The organism is Leisingera sp. ABD4_442 (assembly GCF_056160905.1).
In genome coordinates this window covers 77,088-95,448 of record NZ_JBSWYB010000006.1, presented here as the reverse complement: position 1 = coordinate 95,448, position 18,361 = coordinate 77,088, and the positions used below count along the sequence as shown (strand labels likewise).

Below are 18,361 nucleotides of genomic sequence, written 5' to 3'. Positions count from 1 at the left end.
GCGGCCAAGGAATAGGAAGGTTTCAATGCGTAAAGGTCTCACATTTCTGCGCGGTATGGCGATTGCCGCTTGTGCCGCGTTGCCGCTGACCGCAGCAGCAGCTCCGCATGCCAACACGGTGGTTGCCTCGGTCAACGGTGAAGAGATCACCATCGGCCATATGGTCATGGCCCGTGAAAACCTGCCGGCCCAATACAAGCAATTGCCGGACGATGTCCTCTACAATGCGATTCTGGACCAGCTGATCCAGCAAACAGCGCTGAAGCAGCAGCTGCATGGAGAGATTCCCCGCTACGTTCAGCTGTCTGTCGAGAACGAAGAGCGCGCCATGCTGGCAGCCAATGTAATCGAAATGGTCATGGACAGCGCCAGCGGAGAAGATGCCCTCCGGGCTGCCTATGACGAGAAATATTCTTCGGGTGACGGCGGCGACGAGTTTCATGCGGCACACATCCTGGTCGCGAGCGAAGAAGATGCGCTGGAAGTCAAAAAAGAACTGGATGCGGGGGCAGATTTTGCGATCCTCGCAAAGGAAAAATCTACCGGCCCTTCCGGTCCAAACGGCGGGGATCTTGGCTGGTTCACTACTGGCCGCATGGTTCCTGAATTTGAGCAAGCTGTCCTCAAGCTGCGCTCCGGCGAGGTGTCCGGCCCTGTACAGACGCAGTTTGGCTGGCACGTGATCCTGCTTCATGAGCGCCGCAAGACCGAAGCCCCGGAATTCGAGGAAGTGCGCGCCCAGCTGGCCGACGAACTGCGCCAGAGCGCCGTTGAGGAGCGCGTGAACGAGCTGACCGCCGCATCCGATATTGAAAAGCCGGAGATTGAAGATCTGGATCCGGCCATTCTGAAAGATCTCAGCCTGGTAAGGAACTGATCACAATGGCCAAATCCATGCCCGTCTCTCCGCTGGCTCCGGCTGGTTTTCCTGAGCTTCCCGTTATCAAGGGTGTTCGTTTTGCATCCGTTGCTGCCGGGGTGAAATATCAGAACCGAACAGACGTAATGCTGGCTGTCATGGACCCTGGCACCGCGGTTGCCGGGGTGTTTACCCGGTCGAAAACCCGCTCTGCTCCGGTGCTGGACTGCCAAGCCAAACTGGGAAGCCCTGCCGGTGCTGGCGCGGCAATTCTAGTGAACTCGGGTAACTCCAACGCCTTCACAGGGCACTACGGGCAGAGCTCCGTTGCAGAGATCACGGCGGCTGTTGCCAAGGCAACCGGCCTTCCGGCCGAACGCGTTTTCACGGCTTCAACCGGTGTGATTGGGGAACCGCTGCCGCATGACCGCATCGTCGCCAAAGTCAGCGAGTTGAACAGCTCACTGGATGAAGGCAGCTTGGAAGGCGCTGCCAAAGCAATCATGACCACGGATACCTTTGCCAAAGGTGCCAGTGCCACCGTTGGTATCGACGGCAAGACAGTAAAGATCGCGGGCATTGCCAAGGGGTCCGGCATGATCGCACCGGACATGGCTACGATGCTGGTTTACATCTTTACGGACGCAAAGGTTGAACAATCCGCTCTGCAAGACCAGCTGGCCGAAATCTGCAACCGCAGCTTCAACTGCATCACCGTCGACAGCGATACTTCTACATCCGACAGTCTGATGCTTTGTGCCACAGGGGCGTCCGGCGTGGATGCGACAGGCAATGCGGAATTTGCAGCCGGGCTGGAGAGGGTTATGCTGGATCTTTCGCATCAGGTTGTGCGCGATGGTGAAGGTGCCACCAAGTTTGTGGAGATCCAAGTGACCGGCGCCGCTTCAGACGCGGATGCAAAAGTACACGCAATGTCCATCGCAAACTCACCCTTGGTCAAGACCGCCGTCGCTGGCGAAGATCCAAACTGGGGCCGTGTTGTAATGGCAATCGGAAAATCCGGTGCCGAAGCCGACCGGGATCTGCTTTCGATTTCCTTTGGTGATGTGCGTGTTGCGGAGAAAGGCTGGGTCTCGCCAGACTACAAAGAAGAGCTGGGCGCCGCCGAAATGAAGAAACAGGAGATTAGCATCAAGGTGGACCTGGGCCTGGGAGAAGGCAAATCCACTGTCTGGACCTGCGACCTGACGCATCAATACATCTCAATCAACGCGGATTACCGGTCGTGAAGGTGGTTCTTGTTTCTGCAGTTGCACTCATTGATGCCGATGGGCGCGTTCTGCTCGCGCAGCGGCCTGAGGGAAAATCCATGGCCGGCCTGTGGGAGTTTCCAGGAGGCAAGATCGAGCAAGGAGAAACACCAGAGGCAGCACTGATCCGCGAGCTGCACGAAGAGCTGGGGATTGATACCTGGGCCTCCTGCCTTGCGCCGCTGACCTTTGCAAGCCACAACTACCAAGATTTCCATTTGCTGATGCCCTTGTTCGCCTGCCGCAAATGGGATGGCATTCCACAGGCCAGGGAGGGGCAGACCCTGAAATGGGTTCGGCCGCAGGATTTGCGCGAGTATCCGATGCCCCCGGCAGACATTCCTTTGATCCCGATCCTGCGGGATTGGCTGTAAAGCTGCCTTTGTAAAAACTCTGCACCACAAGCAGCTGTTTACTTCAGAACGCTTTCCCGGGTCTTTAACTGGCCCGGGAAAGTGCGTGAACCTTTTGTTAATCATTCTGTTCAAGCATCAGAGCACGGACCAAACGACTTACCTAAGTTGCAATTGGGCAGGAGAAAACCATGCTTAGAACAATCGCAGTCGGCAGTTTTTCACTGGTTCAGGGCATTTTCATACGGGCATTGCCGGACGGGAAAATCGCTGTGCGGGTTGGAAAAAGAACCTACGAAGGTCACCCTGTAACACCGGCCGCCTGAACCGCCACTCACGCTAATCAGGCATGGAAAGGGCAGCTGCGAAAGCTGCCCTTTTCTGTACCTAACTCTATGGTTTCGGGCGCTTTCCAAACGTGCGGGTTCTCAAGTTACTGAATGAAGCTTCGGCTGCCCATTCGCCTGCTCGCGGTCTTTCGGCGCCGCTGCTGTGATTTATGCCCGGCAGCGGCTGGCCTGCATTGATCAGTCAACAAGCACAAACAGCGCCACGAGCAGCTTACGGATCGTTACCTGCCGCACGAAATCGAAAAGCCCAAAAAACCAGGCCCCGGCAAAAACGCCAGGGCCTGTTTCTGATTTCTAGCCAAGCTCGGATCAGTCGAGGGTGCGGGTCACTTCCTCGCGCTCGAAGATCTCGATCACGTCGTTCGGGCGGATATCGTCGTAGTTCTCGAACGCCATACCGCATTCCTGGCCGGACTGAACCTCGGCAACTTCGTCCTTGAAGCGCTTCAGGGTCTTCAGCGTGCCTTCGTGGATCACCACGTTGTCGCGCAGCAGGCGCACGCCGGCAGAGCGGCGGGCAACGCCTTCGGTGACCAGACAGCCGGCAACCTTGCCAACGCCGGTAACCTTGAAGACTTCCTTGATCTGCGCGTAGCCGATGAAGTTCTCGCGGATTTCCGCGGACAGCAGGCCAGAGGCAGCGGCTTTCACGTCATCCACCAGATCGTAGATCACCGAGTAGTAGCGGATCTCGACGCTCTTCTGGTTGGCGGTGTTGCGGGCCGAGGCATTGGCACGGACGTTGAAGCCCATGATCGGCGCACCGGAGGCTTCCGCCAGGCCAACGTCGGTCTCGGTGATCGCGCCAACGCCCGAGTGCAGCACGCGCACGCGCACTTCCTCGTTGCCGATTTTCTCCATCGCCTGAACGATGGCTTCGGCGGAGCCTTGCACGTCTGCTTTGACCAGGATCGGCAGCTCGGAGACGTTCTCGTCTTCCTTGGCCTTGGCCATCAGCTGTTCCAGCGTGGTCGCAGCACCGGCAGCGGCGCGCTTGTCCTTGGCGGCCTGCTCGCGGTAGGCGGCGATTTCACGCGCCTGCGCTTCGGTTTCGGTCACGTTCAGAACGTCACCAGCCTCGGGCGTGCCGTTGAGGCCAAGAACCTCAACCGGGACCGAGGGGCCGGCTTCCTGCACACGCTCGCCCTTGTCGTTGATCAGCGCACGGACCTTGCCGTACTGCTCACCCACAACAAAGATGTCGCCTTGGCGCAGGGTACCGGTCTGAACCAGAACGGTGGCGACCGGGCCACGGCCCACATCCAGCTGCGCCTCGATCACGGCGCCCTGTGCGGCGCGGTTCGGGTTCGCCTTCAGTTCCAGGATTTCCGCCTGCAGCGCGATGGCTTCCAGCAGTTCATCCAGGCCCTGGCCGGTATGAGCAGAAACTTCGACGTCCTGCACTTCACCGGACATCTGTTCCACGATCACTTCGTGCTGCAGCAGATCGGTGCGGACCTTGTTCGGGTCTGCGGCCGGCTTGTCGCATTTGTTGATCGCCACGATCATCGGCACTTCGGCAGCCTTGGCGTGGTTGATGGCCTCAACGGTCTGCGGCATGACCGCATCATCCGCGGCCACAACCAGTACCACGATGTCCGTCACCTGCGCGCCGCGGGAGCGCATGGAGGTAAAGGCCGCGTGGCCCGGGGTATCCAGGAAGCTGAGCGTGGTGCCGCTTTCGGTCTGAACCTGATAGGCGCCGATGTGCTGGGTAATGCCGCCGGCCTCGCCAGCCACAACGCGGGCGTTGCGGATTGCGTCCAGGATCGAGGTTTTGCCGTGGTCGACGTGGCCCATGATGGTAATCACTGGCGGACGCGGTTTCAGATCCTCGTCCTTGTCTTCAACCTCCTTGATCACGTCTTCGACGTCGGAGTCGGAGACACGGGTCACCTTGTGGCCGAATTCCTCAATGATCAGTTCCGCAGTATCGGCGTCGATCGACTGGTTCTGGGTAACCATCATGCCCATCTGCATGAGCGATTTCACAACGTCGGCAACCCGTTCGGCCATACGGTTGGCCAGCTCGGAAACCACGATGGTTTCCGGCAGCTGCACGTCGCGCACAACCTTTTCCCGCTCAACCGAGCCGCCCATGGCTTTCTGACGCGCCCGCTCCTGCTTGCGCTTCATCGCAGCCATAGACCGCTGGCGGTTGCCTTCGCCGCCGGTTGCCTGGCCCAGTGTCAGCTTGCCGGAGCGGCGGTTGTCATCGCGGCCCTTGCCGCGGGACGGGCGCTGGTCGCGCTCGCGCTCGGATTTGCGCGGGGTTGCAGCCGGAGCCGGTTTGCTCGGTGCCGGGCGCTCCGTCTTGGCGGCAGGCGCAGGTGCGGCAGCAGCCCGCTTGGCGGCCTCTGCTTCTTCGGCGCGCTTGCGCTCCTCTTCTTCGGCTTTCTGGCGTGCGCGCTCTTCGGCTTCACGCTGCTCGCGTTCCTTGGCTTCCGCTTCGGCGCGGCGGCGCTCACGCTCTTCGGCGCGGGCCTTTTCCTCGGCTTCGCGCTGCGCGGCTTCTTCCGCCTCGCGGGCCTTGGCAGCCTGCAGCGCCTTCAGGCGGCGCTCCATTTCCGCGTCACTGATACCGGCAGGCCGGCGGGATCCGGAGCCGCCCGGCGCAGCACCGCTGCCACCCTTGGCCGCACCCGGCTTGGGAACCACAACGCGCTTGCGCTTGGTTTCCACTACGACATTCTTGGTCCGTCCATGGCTGAAACTTTGTTTCACGTTCCCCGGACGGGAACCCCCACGCAGACCCAGTGTCTTTTTGCCGTCACTATCGCTCATAAAGCTACTTATCCTTCCGTGCGGCCGATGCCGCCCACCATTTCGCGCAAACCTTGCAGTCGTTGCGCCTCATCTACAACACGTTTGCTGAGTCCGCCAGAGGCGACGGCGGCATGTATCACAGTTTGGCGCCCAAATGCCATTCCCAGCTCGTCCGCCGTGAGGCAGCCGATAAATTTGCCCTTGTAAGGCGTGCTCAGCTTCGACTTTCCGCGCCCAGAGCCGTCTGAAGCCTGGATCAGGACCTTGGCGTCTTCCTTGTAGAGCCAGTCCTTGACCTTTTCAAAGCCGGCCACTGCGTCGCCGGACTTGCGCGCCAGGCTGATCAGCTCGACCAGGCGGCGGACCACCTGGCGCTCAACTTCCTCTACCAGTTCGCCCGGCAGCTGAACCTGTGCCTTGAAGCCGCGGGCAAACAGTTTCTTCTTGACCGCGGTTTCCAGCGCCTCGCGCGTGGATGACACATAGACGCCACGGCCCGGCAGCTTGCCCATCACATCAGGCACGACCTGGCCGTCAGGGCCCATCACAAACCGGATGAGGCCCTGTTTGGGTTCGGTCTCGCCGGTTGCGATGCATTTGCGCTCGCTGCCTTCGGATCGGTCTTTAGTGGCGCCGCCGCGTGTCATTCAGCTCTCCTATACGAAGCCCGGGTTCAGGCTTCGCCTTCCTCTTCACCGGCGTCTTCGTCCTCGGACGCTTCCGCTTCCAGCTCAGCCGGGTCGACCCAGCCCAGGGTGATGCGGGCAGTCATGACCAGATCCTGCGCCTCTTCCAGCGACATGCCGAAGGGCTCCAGGATACCGTCGTCCTTGACCCGCTCGCCGCCGTCGTTGGTCCAGCCGCCGGCCAGTTCCCAGTCGGCGCAGGTGGCGAAATCTTCCAGCGTTTTCACGTCGTCCTTGGCCAGCGCTTCAACCATCTGCGGGGTCAGGCCCTCGAAATGGATCAGGCTGTCCTCGGCACCCAGCGCACGGGCCGCGTCAATCGCTGCCTTGGCCTGGGCTTCCAGATAGTCGCGGGCACGGGCCTGCAGTTCCTCGGCGGTGCCTTCGTCAACACCGTCGATGACCAGCAGTTCGTCCAGCTCGACATAGGCGACTTCTTCCAAGTTGGTGAAGCCTTCGGAGACCAGCAGCTGGGCAAAGAACTCGTCCAGGTCCAGGGTTTCCATGAACAGCTTGGTGCGCGCCTCGAATTCCTTCTGGCGGCGGGCCGATTCCTCTTCCTCGGTCATGATGTCGATGTCCAGCGCGGTAAGCTGCGAGGCCAGGCGCACGTTCTGGCCGCGGCGGCCGATGGCCAGGCTCAGCTGTTCCTCGGGCACCACGACTTCAATCTTGCCGGCTTCTTCATCCAGAACAACCTTGGAGACCTCGGCGGGCTGCAGCGCGTTGACCAGGAAGGTCGGCTGATCCTCATTCCACGGAATGATGTCGATCTTCTCGCCCTGCAGCTCGTTCACAACAGCCTGCACGCGGGAGCCGCGCATACCCACACAGGCCCCGACCGGGTCGATCGAGCCGTCATAGGAGATAACAGCAATCTTGGCGCGCGAACCCGGGTCACGGGCAACCGCCTTGATCTCGATGATGCCGTCATAGATTTCCGGCACCTCCATCTTGAACAGCTCGGCCATGAATTCCGGCGCGGTGCGCGACAGGAAAATCTGCGGGCCGCGCTGTTCGCGGCGCACGTCCTTGATGTAGCAGCGCACACGGTCGTTCGGGCGGTAGCTTTCGCGGCCGATCTTCTCGTTGCGGCGCAGGATCGCCTCACCGGCGCCCACGTCGACGATGACGTTGCCGTATTCCTCACGCTTGACCAGGCCGTTGATGATGGTGCCGGCGCGGTCTTTGAATTCCTCGTACTGGCGGTCGCGTTCAGCTTCGCGGACCTTTTGCAGGATCACCTGCTTGGCCGACTGGGCGGCAATCCGGCCCATTTCGACCGGCGGCACTTCCTCAACAAAAGTCTGACCGACCTCGGGGTCCGCCATATACTGGCGCGCCTGCTCAACGGTCATCTCGGCCTGGTAGTTCTCCAGCTCTTCATCCGCCACAACAGTGCGCACACGGGTAAAGGTGGCGCGGCCGGTCTTACGGTCGATCGACACACGGATGTCCATCTCGGCGCCGTAGCGGCTCTTGGCAGCGCGGGCGAGGCTCTCTTCCATCGCCTCGATGACCAGACCGGGGTCGATCATCTTTTCGCGTGCCACGGCCTCAGCGGTTTGCAACAGCTCCAGCTGGTTTGCAGAGGTGATCGCCATTACTTGTTCTCCTCGTCAGACTCTTCGGTCTCGATTTCGTCGAATGCGTCTTCGTTCAGCGTGCCGGCCTCTTTGCGCTGGCGCAGCATTTCCTTGATCAGCTCATCGGTCAGAACCAGCTTGGCATCGCTCAGCCAGTCGAATTTCAGACCGATGGTCACGGATTGGCCCTGATCCTCGATGTTGATCAGAACCTCGTCTTCCTCAGTGCCTGCCAGCTCGCCCTTGAAACGGCGGCGGCCGCCGACCAGCTCTTCGGTTTCGAGCTTGGCCTCGTAGCCTTCAAACATATCAAAGTCTTTCAGCCGGGTCAGCGGGCGGTCAATGCCCGGGCTCGACACTTCCAGGCTGTAGGCATCGATGATCGGGTCCTCGACGTCCAGGGTGGCGCTGACAGCGTTCGAGATTGCAGCGCAGTCATCCACCTCGATGCCGCCTTTGGGCTTGTCGGCCATAATCTGCAGCGTTGTCGTCTTGCCGGACATCAGCCGGATCCGCACCAGCTCATAGCCCAGATCCTCGATCACCGGGGTGACGATCTCGGCCAGGCGCCGGTCGATGGCGGCTTTGGCAATCAGGTCGTTGGTCATCAGACCTCCACTTGGCGCGCGCAGGCCGGGCCTGCAAACACAAAAAAACGGGCGCGCGGCCCGTCGAATTTCCCGGTGGAGCCTTGAGCCAGAGGTTCAACGCGCCGCTGTTGTCAAAGGCATATAGGCGGGTTTGGGCGAATCTGCAAGGGGGGATGCCAATCGAGGCACAAGAGCAGGATTCAATGGGCCTTCAGCCGGGCGAAAGGATTCTTGGTCTCTACCCCAGTTTGCCGCGGATATCCTCGGCGACGGCGTCGACAAAGCCCTGATCCTGACCGCCAATCACCAGATATCCAACACCATCGCTGACCCAGGAGGCCGCCGCCATGCCGGCCAGAACCTCGCTTTGCATCGGCTTGTCATCACCCGAAGAGCGGGTGATGCAGAAAGCCACCGGCACCCCGTCCGGGCCGAGATAGGCCATTTGCAGCAGTGGCTTGCCCTTGAACCCCAGCAGCTGCGCGCGCTTGAACTCCAGCCCCTCGACGGATTGCGCCGGGGACAGGTCCACGCCGTGGCCGCTGCCGAAACCGGCCAGCACTTCGGCGGTGGCCGCGGGTGATTGCGCGGCGTTTGCAACCGTGTCGGTGATGTAAAGCGACTGGTAGGAGGCAACGACCGCCTTCCATCCCGGCGCTTTGGCGGGCTGCGGTCCCGGCTGCAGCATGTAGGTGGAGAGCACGCCCAGGCCAAAGGCCAGTGCCAGCCCGGCCACCAGCCGCAGCGGCACGCGGGTTTCACGTGGAGCAGGAATCAGCGTCTCGGGCATTTGCGGTGTGCCCAGCGCTTCGGGCGAGAACGCATCGCGCAGGGCCGCGACCGGCAAGTCGAGCGCCTGCAGCCGCTGCGCCAGGGCAGCGTCGGAGGTCAAGGCAAGCTCAACCCGATCGCGCAGAACGGCGTCGGCCTCGCCATCCAGGTAGGCCGTCAGCTCTTCGTCTGTGAATGCCGCTTGCGCTTCATTCATGTTCCCGTCTCCGTTTCCGACAGCTCTGCCGCGATTTTCTTGCGGGCGGCTGCCAGCCTGCTCATCACCGTGCCGATGGGGACATTCAGAACCTCCGCCGCCTCTTTGTAGGCAAAGCCTTCGACGTAGACGAGCAGAACCGTGACCCGCTGGCTTTCGGGCAGTTCCCCTATCTTTGAAAACACCTCACGGGCAAAAATATTCGTTTCCGTGTTTGCACGCTGATCCGGGATCTCGGTTTCTTCCAGCGCCACCAGCCCGCCGCCGGTGCGCACGGCGGTTGCGCGCAGCTCATTCAGCCACAGCCGGTGGGCCATGCGGAACAGCCAGCGGTCCAAATGCGTGCCTGCCTGATAACCCGCGTGTTTCTCCAGCGCGCGCAGGCAGGTCATCTGCGCCAGATCGTCAGCCCGGTCGCGCCGCCCGGTCTGCATCAGGCAGAACCGCCACAGCCGCGGGTAAAGGGGGCTTATCCCCTCCCGGATCTCATCCTCAGCCGATTTTTTGCCGAACCAGCGAATAATCCGCGCTCCTGCCGTGTTTTGATCCCAGGGCCGGCCGAAACACCGTGCCACAAGAACATTGATAATCGGAAGGACATAGGATGCTCAACTCACTGTTTCGTGGCGTTTCTGTTGCAGCGTTGATTTTTGCAGGCCAGGCAGTGCTGGCCGGAGACTGGGTGCTGGATGGCGCCAGCTCTAGGCTCGCGTATGGTTCAATCAAGAAGGACAGCGTCGGCGAGGTGAACAGTTTCGAGGAGCTGTCCGGCACGGTGAGCAAGAACGGTGCAGTGAAGGTGTCGATCTCGCTGCCCTCCGTGGAAACTTTTATCGACATCCGTAACGAACGGATGATCGAGCATGTGTTCAAAGGCGCAGGCGAGGCCACACTGACAGCACAGGTCAACATGGCCGCGCTGGAGGCACTGCCCACGGGCGGCACCATGGTGGCGGATGTGGAAGGCAAGCTGAGCCTTCTGGGCCGTGAAATTGCGGTGGAAACAGAAATGTTCGTGGCCCGCCTGTCGGAGCGCAAGGTGATGGTCTCGACCAATGACCTGCTGTTTCTGGGAGTTGAGGATGCGGGGCTCACCAAAGGCGTCGACATTCTGCAGGAGCTGGCCAAGCTCTCTGGCATTACCCGCACGGTGTCTGTGACCGCGCGCTTTGTTTTTGAAAGCGATGGCGACACGGCACAGGCTGAGCCGGCTCAGGAGGAAGCCGATGTTGCACTGGCCGGAGATCCGGCCAAGGGCAAGAAAGTGTTCCGCAAATGCCAGGCCTGCCACAGCTTTGATGAAGGCAAGAACGGTGCCGGGCCCAGCCTGCACGGTATTATTGGCACCGGGTCCGCCGCCGTTGACGGATTTAAGTACTCAGGTGCCTTCCAGGAGGCAAACCTGACGTGGAGCGAAGATCAGCTGGCGGCTTTCCTGGCTGATCCCAAGGGCGTGGTGCCTGGCAACCGCATGGGGTTCCGCGGGTTGAAAAAGGATGAGGATATCCAGAACGTGATCGCCTATATCCGCCAGGAAAGCTGAGAATATCGAGCAGGGGGATGGCCGCCTAAAGGCCTCCCTTAAACAGCATGCCTAGGCCAGCCACCAGCGTTCGGCGATACGGCCATCGTCCAGGACAGAGCGCTGGCCCACCTTGCGGGGGATGCCGACGGTGTGCCGGGCCGCCAGCGCCATATTGGTGGAGGAGGGATGATACAGGAACTCCCCCCGCTTCAGCAGGCCGCGCGGTTCCGGCAAGGCTGCCACATCGACATAGCCGTCGCGCAGCGCTTCGGCGCGGACTGCCGCGTCGGGGATCACTATGATTTCAACCGTATCCACCCAGCCAGCGGCGCCGGCTTTGTAATGGTTCGAGACCTTGGACGCACGGAAATGGCGATTCTCCTGGGCACGTTCCACCTTGTAACAGCCAGTGCCAACCGCTTCTGCCAGAGGCATAGGCAATTGGCCGCCGGGTGCAATCATTTGATCGGCGCCAGCCAGCAGATAGGGAAGGTGGGGATTGGGCTGCGAAAGCTCGACCAGCAATTGCTGGCTGCCCAGCGCAGTGACGGCCTGCATATCTGCTCCGGTGATCCCTTGAGCGGCGAGCGACGCAGCGGCATCATCAACCGTCAGCAGCGTTCCGTCATGGAAAGCGACATCTTCGCGCAAATCAAAGGTCCAGGTTCGAGCATCCGCCGTGGAGTGCCAGGCCGTGGCCAGCTCACCGCGCAGCAGCCCATCGGGGGCAATCTCAGTCAGCGTGTCATAAACCGCACCGCGGGCGGCCTGTTCCAGCATGCCGCCATCGCGCGGCACCGCCAGGCGCAGCACACCACCTGCCTTAGGGGAAGCATGCAATGATCCGCCAGCCGCGGCCAGCAAAGCGGCAGCAGCACCTGAGGTAAACAGCGCGCGGCGGTCAATGCGCGTCATGGGACAAGTTCTCCTGCGATCCGGTCCATCGCCCGGACCAGCTCAGCGCTGATTCCCGGCTCCGACAAAGCATGGCCGGCATTGCGCACCATCTTCAACTCCGCATTTGGCCACAGCTCGCTCAAGCGCCAGGCCGACGACGGGGGGCAAATCATGTCATATCGGCCCTGCACGATGATCCCCGGAATATGCGAAATCCGCCCCATGTTGGCGAGGATCTGCCCATCGTAGTCAAGGAAGCCATGGTTGATGAAATAGTGGTTCTCCAGCCGGGCAAAGGCACGCGCATAGTCGCCAGGGCTTTCACCGCTTTGACCGTTGGAATGCACCGACGCCAGCGCGTTCTCCCAAGCAGACCAGGCGCGGCCATAGCGCACTTCCTCGTCCAGGTTCCCGGAAAACAGCCGCTTGTTATAAGCCGCGATCATATCGCCGCGTTCACTGTCCGGGATCAGCCCGACAAATTTGGCCCAGGTTTCCGGCCAGAACTTGCCCGCCCCGCCGCCATAGAACCACTCCAACTCTGCTTTGGTCATCAGGAACACACCGCGCAGAATTACCTGTTGCACCCGGTCCGGGTGGGTCTGGGCATAAATCAGGGCCAGCGTCGCGCCCCAGCTGCCGCCGAACAAGATCCAGGATTCGATACCCAGCTGGCGTCGAATCAGCTCCATGTCCGCCACCAGATGCCAAGTGGTGTTATGTTCGCAGGACGCATAGGGGCGCGAGCGGCCGCAGCCGCGCTGGTCGAACAGGATAATTCTGTAGACATGCGGATCAAAGTAGCGCCGCATCGCCGGGCTGCTGCCGCCGCCGGGACCGCCATGGCACACAATCACGGGAATGCCATTGGGATTGCCGCTTTGCTCCGCATAAATGCGGTGGCCCTGGCCTGCGTCGATCATGCGCTGGTCAAAGGGTTCGACCGGCGGGTAAAGATAATGCACAGCGCGCTTTTGGTCCGGGTATCTATCCATTACTGACCTTAGTGAAACGTCAGACTACAAAAGAGCACACGGAGACAGGAATGCAAGCGACTCAATCCACTGTCGACCCTGCGGAAATCGCAAAATTCGAGGCGATGGCAGCGGAGTGGTGGGACCCGCATGGCAAATTCAAGCCATTGCACATGCTGAACCCGTGCCGTCTGGATTACATCACCAGCCAGATCGCTGGCGAGTTCGGCCGCGACCTCACGTCACAGCACCCGTTCGATGGGCTGCGGCTGCTGGACATCGGCTGCGGCGGCGGGCTTTTGAGCGAACCAATGGCCCGGCTGGGCGCAACGGTAGTGGGCGCCGATGCAGCAGAGGGCAACCTGCCCGTCGCACGCATCCACGCAGAGCAGTCCGGGCTGGAAATTGACTACCGCCACACAACCGCCGAAGCGCTGGCAGAGGCCGGCGAGCAGTTCGACGTGGTTCTGAACATGGAAGTGGTGGAGCATGTGGCCGATCCGCTCAGCTATCTGACGGCCACAAGGCACCTGCTGAAACCCGGCGGGCTGGAAATCTGCTCGACCATCAACCGCAATCCCAAGAGCTTTGCCATGGCGATTGTCGGCGCCGAAGTGATCATGCGGTGGCTGCCGCGCGGGACTCATGAATGGTCCAAGTTCATTACCCCGGATGAGTTGTTCGAACTTTTACGCAATGCCGGCCTAAAACCTGTGGACCGCAAGGGGTTTGTATTCAATCCGATCACGTGGAACTGGTCAATCTCGGAACGGGATCTTTCGGTGAACTATGTGACTGCCAGCGTAAAGCCAGGCTAGAGCCCAATATATGAAAAGACCTGTCAGGGCCAAAGCCTATCCTTAAGGATAGGTGGTAATCCTTATGCACTCTTTAGAAACGGAGCAGGGCTTGATAGCGTCAGATATCGGATTTGGAATGTCTTGAGATCCGAAACCGGGGCATAGCCCCAAAACTGAGTGAATGCTTGCTGCCTTAACTGGTGGGTCTACCCAATAGTTTATTCAACCGCCACTCACGGATGATGGGGACTGATGGGGAAGAGGGGTGTCTGCTTGCAGGCACCCTTCTTTATTATCAACAGCTAACCGCTTGCTTCGAGTTTGCCGCGCAATTCGCGCAAGATCGGCAAGGCCGCACGGACCCGGTCGCTGCCCAATTCACCCACCACTTCGGAAATCACCGGAATAATTCCGGCCAAAGCTGCATCCCGGGCCTGTTTGCCGGCTGGGCTGATCGCAACCATCTTACGGCGCGCATCATCCCAATCGGGCCGCACATGGATATAGCCGGCCACTTCCAGCTTGCTCAGCGTGTTGGTCATTGCACCGCGGGTTACGTGGAACGCTTTGGCCAGCTGTGCGGGCGAGCGTTCCAGCCCGGCGCGGGCCAAGTGGTTCAAAACAGAGAAATGCGACAGCTCCATCCCCTTGGGCAGCACTTTGCTGAGGCGTGACCGGGCCAGCTGGTCAGCCATGAGTATTTCGCTGAACAGCGATACCGCAAGGGCATTGGTCTCATCCATCAGGGTCCGTCAAACTCCCGGTCGTGGGTCAGGGAAGGAACGCGCTTTCGTGCTTCTGCCACTTTTTCCAGGTCGAGATCAACGAAAGTCACACCCTGTTCCTGGCCCGCATCGGCCAAAACCTCGCCCCAGGGCGCCACGGCCAGCGTGTGGCCATAGGTTTTGCGGCTTGGCCCGCGCGAGGCCGGGTGTTTACCGGTTTGCGCGGGCGCCAGAACGAAACACCCCGTCTCAATTGCCCGGGCCCGCAGCAATGAATGCCAGTGTGCAGCACCGGTAACGTAGGAAAACGCCGCGGGCGCGGTGATGATCTGCGCGCCGCCCTTGGCCAAGGCCCGGTGCAGATGCGGGAAGCGCACGTCATAGCAGATGGTCATGCCGATACTGGCAAAGGGCGTCTGAGCAACAACCGCCTGTGTGCCCGGGCGGTAACCATCGGATTCGCGGTAGGTTTCCTCGGGCGTTACTTCCACATCGAACATGTGAATCTTGTCATAGCGCGCCTTGATGGTTCCTTCCGGTGAAATCAGGAACTGCCGGTTGGCAAAGCGTCCGTCATCGTCGTGGGTCTTGATGCCCAGCGAACCCAACAGCAGCCAGATGCCGTGTTTCGCAGCCTCATCACGGAGGGCGGCCAGGGTTGGATCGTCCTCCTCGTGGCAAAGGACACTGTTTTGATGGGTGCGGCTGCCGGAGAGGCAATTCGTGACCTCGGGCGTCAGCACAAAACCCGCCCCGCCGCGCACAGCCTCTGCCATCATCGCTTTCACCGTTTCCAGGTTTTCAGCCGGAATGTCGGTGGATGTCATCTGCAGCAAAGCTGTGCGCATATCAGGTCTCCGGGTTCAGGCCGCCAGCAGCGGGTCGAGCTTACCCGCCTGCTCCAGCGCATAAAGGTCGTCGCAGCCGCCCACATGGGTCTCGCCGATAAAGATCTGCGGCACGGTACGGCCGCCGTTGGCACGCTCAATCATCTCAGCTTTGCGATCCGGCTGCGCCAGCACGTTGATCTCGGAAAAGCTAACGCCTTTCTGGTTCAGCAGGCGCTTGGCCGCATGGCAGAAGCCGCAGAGAGGCGAGGTGTAGATTTCAACGGTTTTCATTCAGGACCCCATGATCTGGTTTGCAAGGTTGTGGAGGAATTGGGGGTCCATTGCAACAATTGCCAGTGGGCGGCCCTTTGCCTCACGCTTGCGTGACCCGGGCCAGAACCGCGACGCGCACATCTGCGGCACCGGCCTGCAGGCAGGCATCTGCACAGGCGCTGAGCGTTGCACCGGAGGTCATCACGTCATCCACAATCAGGACAGAGTGGCCCTTGATCCGATCCAAGCGGCGCGGGTGCACCGTGATTGCGGTGCCGAGTAACTGATAGCGCTGATCCCGGGTTTTACCTTCAAGCGCCGGGGTTTTACGCGAACGGACCAGTAAACCCGGGCAATGGTCCAAACCGCTGCGTTTCGCTAGCGCCGCCGCCAGCAATGCCGACTGGTTGTACTTGCGCTTCAACATCCGCGTCCAATGAAGCGGTACCGGACAAAGCAGCGGATCATCCTGCAGCAGTGGCTGCGCCGCCCGTTCCAGCCAGCCCGCTGCCGTCTGCGCAATTTCAGTCCGGTCGCCGTGCTTCAAGCCCAGCACCAACTTGCGCCCCTGCCCTTCATAGAGCAGCGCCGACCGGCCCTGGCTCCATGGCCGCGGATGGCGCAGACAGCTATCGCACTCCAGCCGGAAGCCATCCGCCTCCCCCGGCAGAGGCACACCGCAGGCCTCGCACACCGTACCGCTGATGAAATGCATATCCGCCCAGCAGTTGCCGCAGAGGCCAAAGTCGCTATCGACCAGCCCGCCGCAACCCATACATTGCGGAGGATAAATCAGCGAAACAGCGGTTTGAATCCCGGCCAGCAGCATCTAAATAGCCCCCATGACACAAGCACCCGGAAATCAGGCACCTCAGCAGCTTTTTGACCGCCGGACTTTGGCAGCCCGCCGTGCCCGCCGGCGCGCGGACGCATTGTTCCTGCATCAGATGGCACGGGACGAGGCCGAGGATCGCCTGAGCTTGGTTAACAGAACCTTTACAGCGCCCGCTGTGGTCTGCCCCTTCCCGGAGGTCTGGGAGGGGTTCCTCCCCGCTGCCAAACTTGTTCCGGACGACGATGTGCTGGCGCTGGAGGAAGGCGCCCATGATGTGGTGATCCACGCCATGGCCCTGCATTGGGCCAATGACCCGGTCGGTCAGCTGATCCAATGCCGCCGCGCGCTGAAGGAAGACGGGTTGCTGCTGGTTGCGATGCTGGGCGGCCAGACCCTGCACGAGCTGCGCGCCGCCATGGCCGAGGCTGAGACCGTGGTGATGGGAGGATTGTCGCCCCGCATCGCGCCAATGGGGGAAATCCGCGATCTGGGCGGCCTGCTGCAGCGGGCGGGGTTTGCCCTGCCGGTGGCCGATCTGGTGCCGCTCACGGCCGAATACCGCGACCTGACCCACCTGGTCCACGACCTGCGCGACATGGGCGAGACCAACGTTCTGACCCAGCGCCTGAAACGCCCGGCGCCGCGGGCGCTGTTTCAGCTGGCAGACCACATCTACCGGGAGCATTTCGCCACCCCCGAAGGCCGCCTGCCAGCCACGTTCGAGCTGGTTTGCCTCACCGGCTGGTCGCCCTCGGACAGCCAGCAGAAACCCCTGCGTCCCGGCTCTGCCCAGATGCGTCTGGCCGATGCCCTGAAAGTGCCGGAATCCAAGCTCTGATCCCGATAATCTGCACCTATGGCTGCGCCAATGTGATCCAATTGGCCTTTCGCTCGTAAAGACAGTAACTTCCCCCGATCACCGAATTTCCAAGCCCTACAGGAACCGCCCATGCTGGACGCCGCCCGGACCGCCAAATGCCCTGCCCACGCCCCTGCCGATCATCCCAAAGTCCCGGCAGAGAAAGTCGGCATCCTGCTGGCCAACCTCGGTACCCCGGACGACTACTCATACTGGCCGATGCGCCGGTATTTGAGCGAATTTCTGTCCGACAAGCGGGTGATCGACTACCCGTCCTGGAAATGGCAGCCACTGCTGCAACTGATCATCCTGACCAAGCGGCCGTTCTCCTCGGGCGCGGCTTACAAGTCGATCTGGAACCACGACAAGGGTGAAAGCCCCCTGATGACCATCACCAAAGACCAGACCACCAAGATGGCAGAGGTGATGAAAGCGCGCTACGGCGATCAGGTGATGGTCGATTTCTGCATGCGCTACGGTAACCCGTCGACCAAGTCCAAGGTGCGGGAAATGGTGAAGGCCGGCTGTCAGAAGATCCTGTTTGTGCCGCTCTACCCGCAATACGCCGGCGCCACCTCAGGCACCGCCAACGACCAGTTCTTCCGCGCATTGATGGAAGAGCCCTGGCAGCCCGCCGCCCGCACAATTGAACCCTATTTCGACCAGCCCGCCTATATCGACGCTTTGGCGCGTTCGGTTGAAGAAGCCTATGCCAAAGCAGAAAAGCGCCCTGACATCCTCGTGGTCTCCTACCACGGGATGCCCAAACGCTATCTGATGCAGGGCGATCCCTACCATTGCCAGTGCCAGAAGACGACGCGGCTGCTGAAAGAACGACTGGGCTGGGACGACACCCAGATCGCCACCACTTTCCAGTCAGTGTTCGGCCCCGAGGAGTGGCTGAAACCCTATACCGTCGATCACGTCGCCACGCTGGCAAAGGAGGGCAAGAAGAACATCGCGGTGATTGCGCCGGCCTTCTCCGCCGATTGCATCGAGACGCTAGAAGAGATCAACGAAGAGATCCGCGAAAGCTTTGAGCACGCAGGCGGTGAAGACTTCCTCTATATCCCCTGCCTCAACGATGATGAGGATCACGTTGCGGCACTGGCCGGCGTAATCGAGCAGAACCTGAAAGGCTGGCTGGACTAAGCTCCCGTCCCGGTCCACATAGGATCCAATATAGGATCGCCG

At 60.9% G+C, this 18,361-nt stretch carries 19 protein-coding genes; 7 read left to right on the top strand and 12 right to left on the bottom strand.

Annotation, left to right across the window (positions count from 1 at the left end):
- The first annotated feature begins 25 nt into the window (after window positions 1-25).
- The 3 genes from ACXAHG_RS07250 to mutT are packed head-to-tail and all read left to right on the top strand — an operon-like array spanning window position 26 to window position 2,504.
- Window positions 26-877 carry a peptidylprolyl isomerase gene (locus ACXAHG_RS07250; protein ID WP_475040175.1) on the top strand — a complete coding sequence of 284 codons (852 nt, stop codon included), beginning with the start codon at window positions 26-28 and terminating at the stop codon, window positions 875-877.
- Window positions 878-882: 5 nt separating this feature from the next.
- Window positions 883-2,109 (top strand): bifunctional glutamate N-acetyltransferase/amino-acid acetyltransferase ArgJ, encoded by a 1,227-nt coding sequence (argJ, locus tag ACXAHG_RS07245; RefSeq protein WP_475040174.1) that lies wholly within the window; start codon window positions 883-885, stop codon window positions 2,107-2,109.
- The gene (mutT, locus tag ACXAHG_RS07240) at window positions 2,106-2,504 is read left to right on the top strand and encodes an 8-oxo-dGTP diphosphatase MutT (protein WP_475040173.1); all 399 of its coding nucleotides are present in this window, start codon (window positions 2,106-2,108) and stop codon (window positions 2,502-2,504) included. The genes argJ and mutT overlap by 4 nt, the downstream gene beginning before the upstream one ends.
- 638 nt (window positions 2,505-3,142) lie before the next feature.
- Here mutT and infB read toward each other — a convergent pair.
- The 6 genes from infB to ACXAHG_RS07210 form a co-directional block, all read right to left on the bottom strand.
- Window positions 3,143-5,617 carry a translation initiation factor IF-2 gene (gene infB / locus ACXAHG_RS07235; protein ID WP_475040172.1) on the bottom strand — a complete coding sequence of 825 codons (2,475 nt, stop codon included), beginning with the start codon at window positions 5,615-5,617 and terminating at the stop codon, window positions 3,143-3,145.
- 8 nt (window positions 5,618-5,625) lie between these two features.
- Window positions 5,626-6,246, bottom strand: a complete 621-nt coding sequence (locus tag ACXAHG_RS07230; protein WP_475040171.1) for an RNA-binding protein — start codon at window positions 6,244-6,246, stop codon at window positions 5,626-5,628.
- Window positions 6,247-6,272: 26 nt separating this feature from the next.
- Window positions 6,273-7,889 (bottom strand): transcription termination factor NusA, encoded by a 1,617-nt coding sequence (gene nusA, locus ACXAHG_RS07225; RefSeq protein ID WP_475056575.1) that lies wholly within the window; start codon window positions 7,887-7,889, stop codon window positions 6,273-6,275.
- On the bottom strand, window positions 7,889-8,479 hold the full coding sequence (rimP, locus tag ACXAHG_RS07220; protein ID WP_475056574.1) for a ribosome maturation factor RimP: 591 nt from the start codon (window positions 8,477-8,479) through the stop codon (window positions 7,889-7,891). The genes nusA and rimP overlap by 1 nt, the downstream gene beginning before the upstream one ends.
- Before the next feature lie 220 nt (window positions 8,480-8,699).
- A complete protein-coding gene (locus tag ACXAHG_RS07215) occupies window positions 8,700-9,449 on the bottom strand; it encodes an anti-sigma factor family protein (RefSeq protein ID WP_475040168.1) in 750 nt (249 codons plus the stop codon).
- Complete coding sequence (locus tag ACXAHG_RS07210) at window positions 9,446-9,922, bottom strand: RNA polymerase sigma factor (protein ID WP_152615739.1); 477 nt, start codon at window positions 9,920-9,922, stop codon at window positions 9,446-9,448. The genes ACXAHG_RS07215 and ACXAHG_RS07210 overlap by 4 nt, the downstream gene beginning before the upstream one ends.
- Before the next feature lie 131 nt (window positions 9,923-10,053).
- Between ACXAHG_RS07210 and ACXAHG_RS07205 the strand changes: the two genes are divergently transcribed.
- Window positions 10,054-10,992 (top strand): c-type cytochrome, encoded by a 939-nt coding sequence (locus ACXAHG_RS07205; protein WP_475056572.1) that lies wholly within the window; start codon window positions 10,054-10,056, stop codon window positions 10,990-10,992.
- Window positions 10,993-11,043: 51 nt separating this feature from the next.
- Here the strand turns inward: ACXAHG_RS07205 and ACXAHG_RS07200 are convergent, their stop codons facing one another.
- On the bottom strand, window positions 11,044-11,889 hold the full coding sequence (locus ACXAHG_RS07200; RefSeq protein WP_475040165.1) for an ABC transporter substrate-binding protein: 846 nt from the start codon (window positions 11,887-11,889) through the stop codon (window positions 11,044-11,046).
- On the bottom strand, window positions 11,886-12,866 hold the full coding sequence (pip, locus tag ACXAHG_RS07195; RefSeq protein WP_475040164.1) for a prolyl aminopeptidase: 981 nt from the start codon (window positions 12,864-12,866) through the stop codon (window positions 11,886-11,888). The genes ACXAHG_RS07200 and pip overlap by 4 nt, the downstream gene beginning before the upstream one ends.
- Window positions 12,867-12,916: 50 nt before the next feature.
- Here pip and ubiG point away from each other — a divergent pair, with 50 nt between their 5' ends.
- Complete coding sequence (ubiG, locus tag ACXAHG_RS07190) at window positions 12,917-13,663, top strand: bifunctional 2-polyprenyl-6-hydroxyphenol methylase/3-demethylubiquinol 3-O-methyltransferase UbiG (protein ID WP_475040163.1); 747 nt, start codon at window positions 12,917-12,919, stop codon at window positions 13,661-13,663.
- Window positions 13,664-13,947: 284 nt separating this feature from the next.
- Here ubiG and ACXAHG_RS07185 read toward each other — a convergent pair whose 3' ends face one another.
- The 4 genes from ACXAHG_RS07185 to ACXAHG_RS07170 form a co-directional block, all read right to left on the bottom strand.
- Window positions 13,948-14,388, bottom strand: a complete 441-nt coding sequence (locus ACXAHG_RS07185; RefSeq protein ID WP_475040162.1) for a MarR family winged helix-turn-helix transcriptional regulator — start codon at window positions 14,386-14,388, stop codon at window positions 13,948-13,950.
- Window positions 14,388-15,218, bottom strand: coding sequence for a carbon-nitrogen hydrolase family protein (locus ACXAHG_RS07180; RefSeq protein WP_475040161.1), 831 nt, complete (start codon window positions 15,216-15,218; stop codon window positions 14,388-14,390). The genes ACXAHG_RS07185 and ACXAHG_RS07180 overlap by 1 nt, the downstream gene beginning before the upstream one ends.
- A gap of 15 nt (window positions 15,219-15,233) precedes the next feature.
- Complete coding sequence (grxC, locus tag ACXAHG_RS07175; RefSeq protein ID WP_475040160.1) at window positions 15,234-15,491, bottom strand: glutaredoxin 3; 258 nt, start codon at window positions 15,489-15,491, stop codon at window positions 15,234-15,236.
- Window positions 15,492-15,573: 82 nt separating this feature from the next.
- Window positions 15,574-16,302 carry a double zinc ribbon domain-containing protein gene (locus tag ACXAHG_RS07170; RefSeq protein WP_475040159.1) on the bottom strand — a complete coding sequence of 243 codons (729 nt, stop codon included), beginning with the start codon at window positions 16,300-16,302 and terminating at the stop codon, window positions 15,574-15,576.
- A 13-nt stretch (window positions 16,303-16,315) separates the two neighbouring features.
- On the opposite strand from ACXAHG_RS07170, the gene ACXAHG_RS07165 reads away from it, so the two are divergent.
- Both ACXAHG_RS07165 and hemH read left to right on the top strand, forming a co-directional pair.
- Window positions 16,316-17,146, top strand: coding sequence for a methyltransferase domain-containing protein (locus ACXAHG_RS07165; RefSeq protein WP_475040158.1), 831 nt, complete (start codon window positions 16,316-16,318; stop codon window positions 17,144-17,146).
- A 111-nt stretch (window positions 17,147-17,257) separates the two neighbouring features.
- Window positions 17,258-18,319: a ferrochelatase gene (gene hemH, locus ACXAHG_RS07160; RefSeq protein WP_475040157.1), complete on the top strand. Its 1,062-nt coding sequence runs from the start codon at window positions 17,258-17,260 to the stop codon at window positions 18,317-18,319.
- Window positions 18,320-18,361 lie beyond the last annotated feature (42 nt).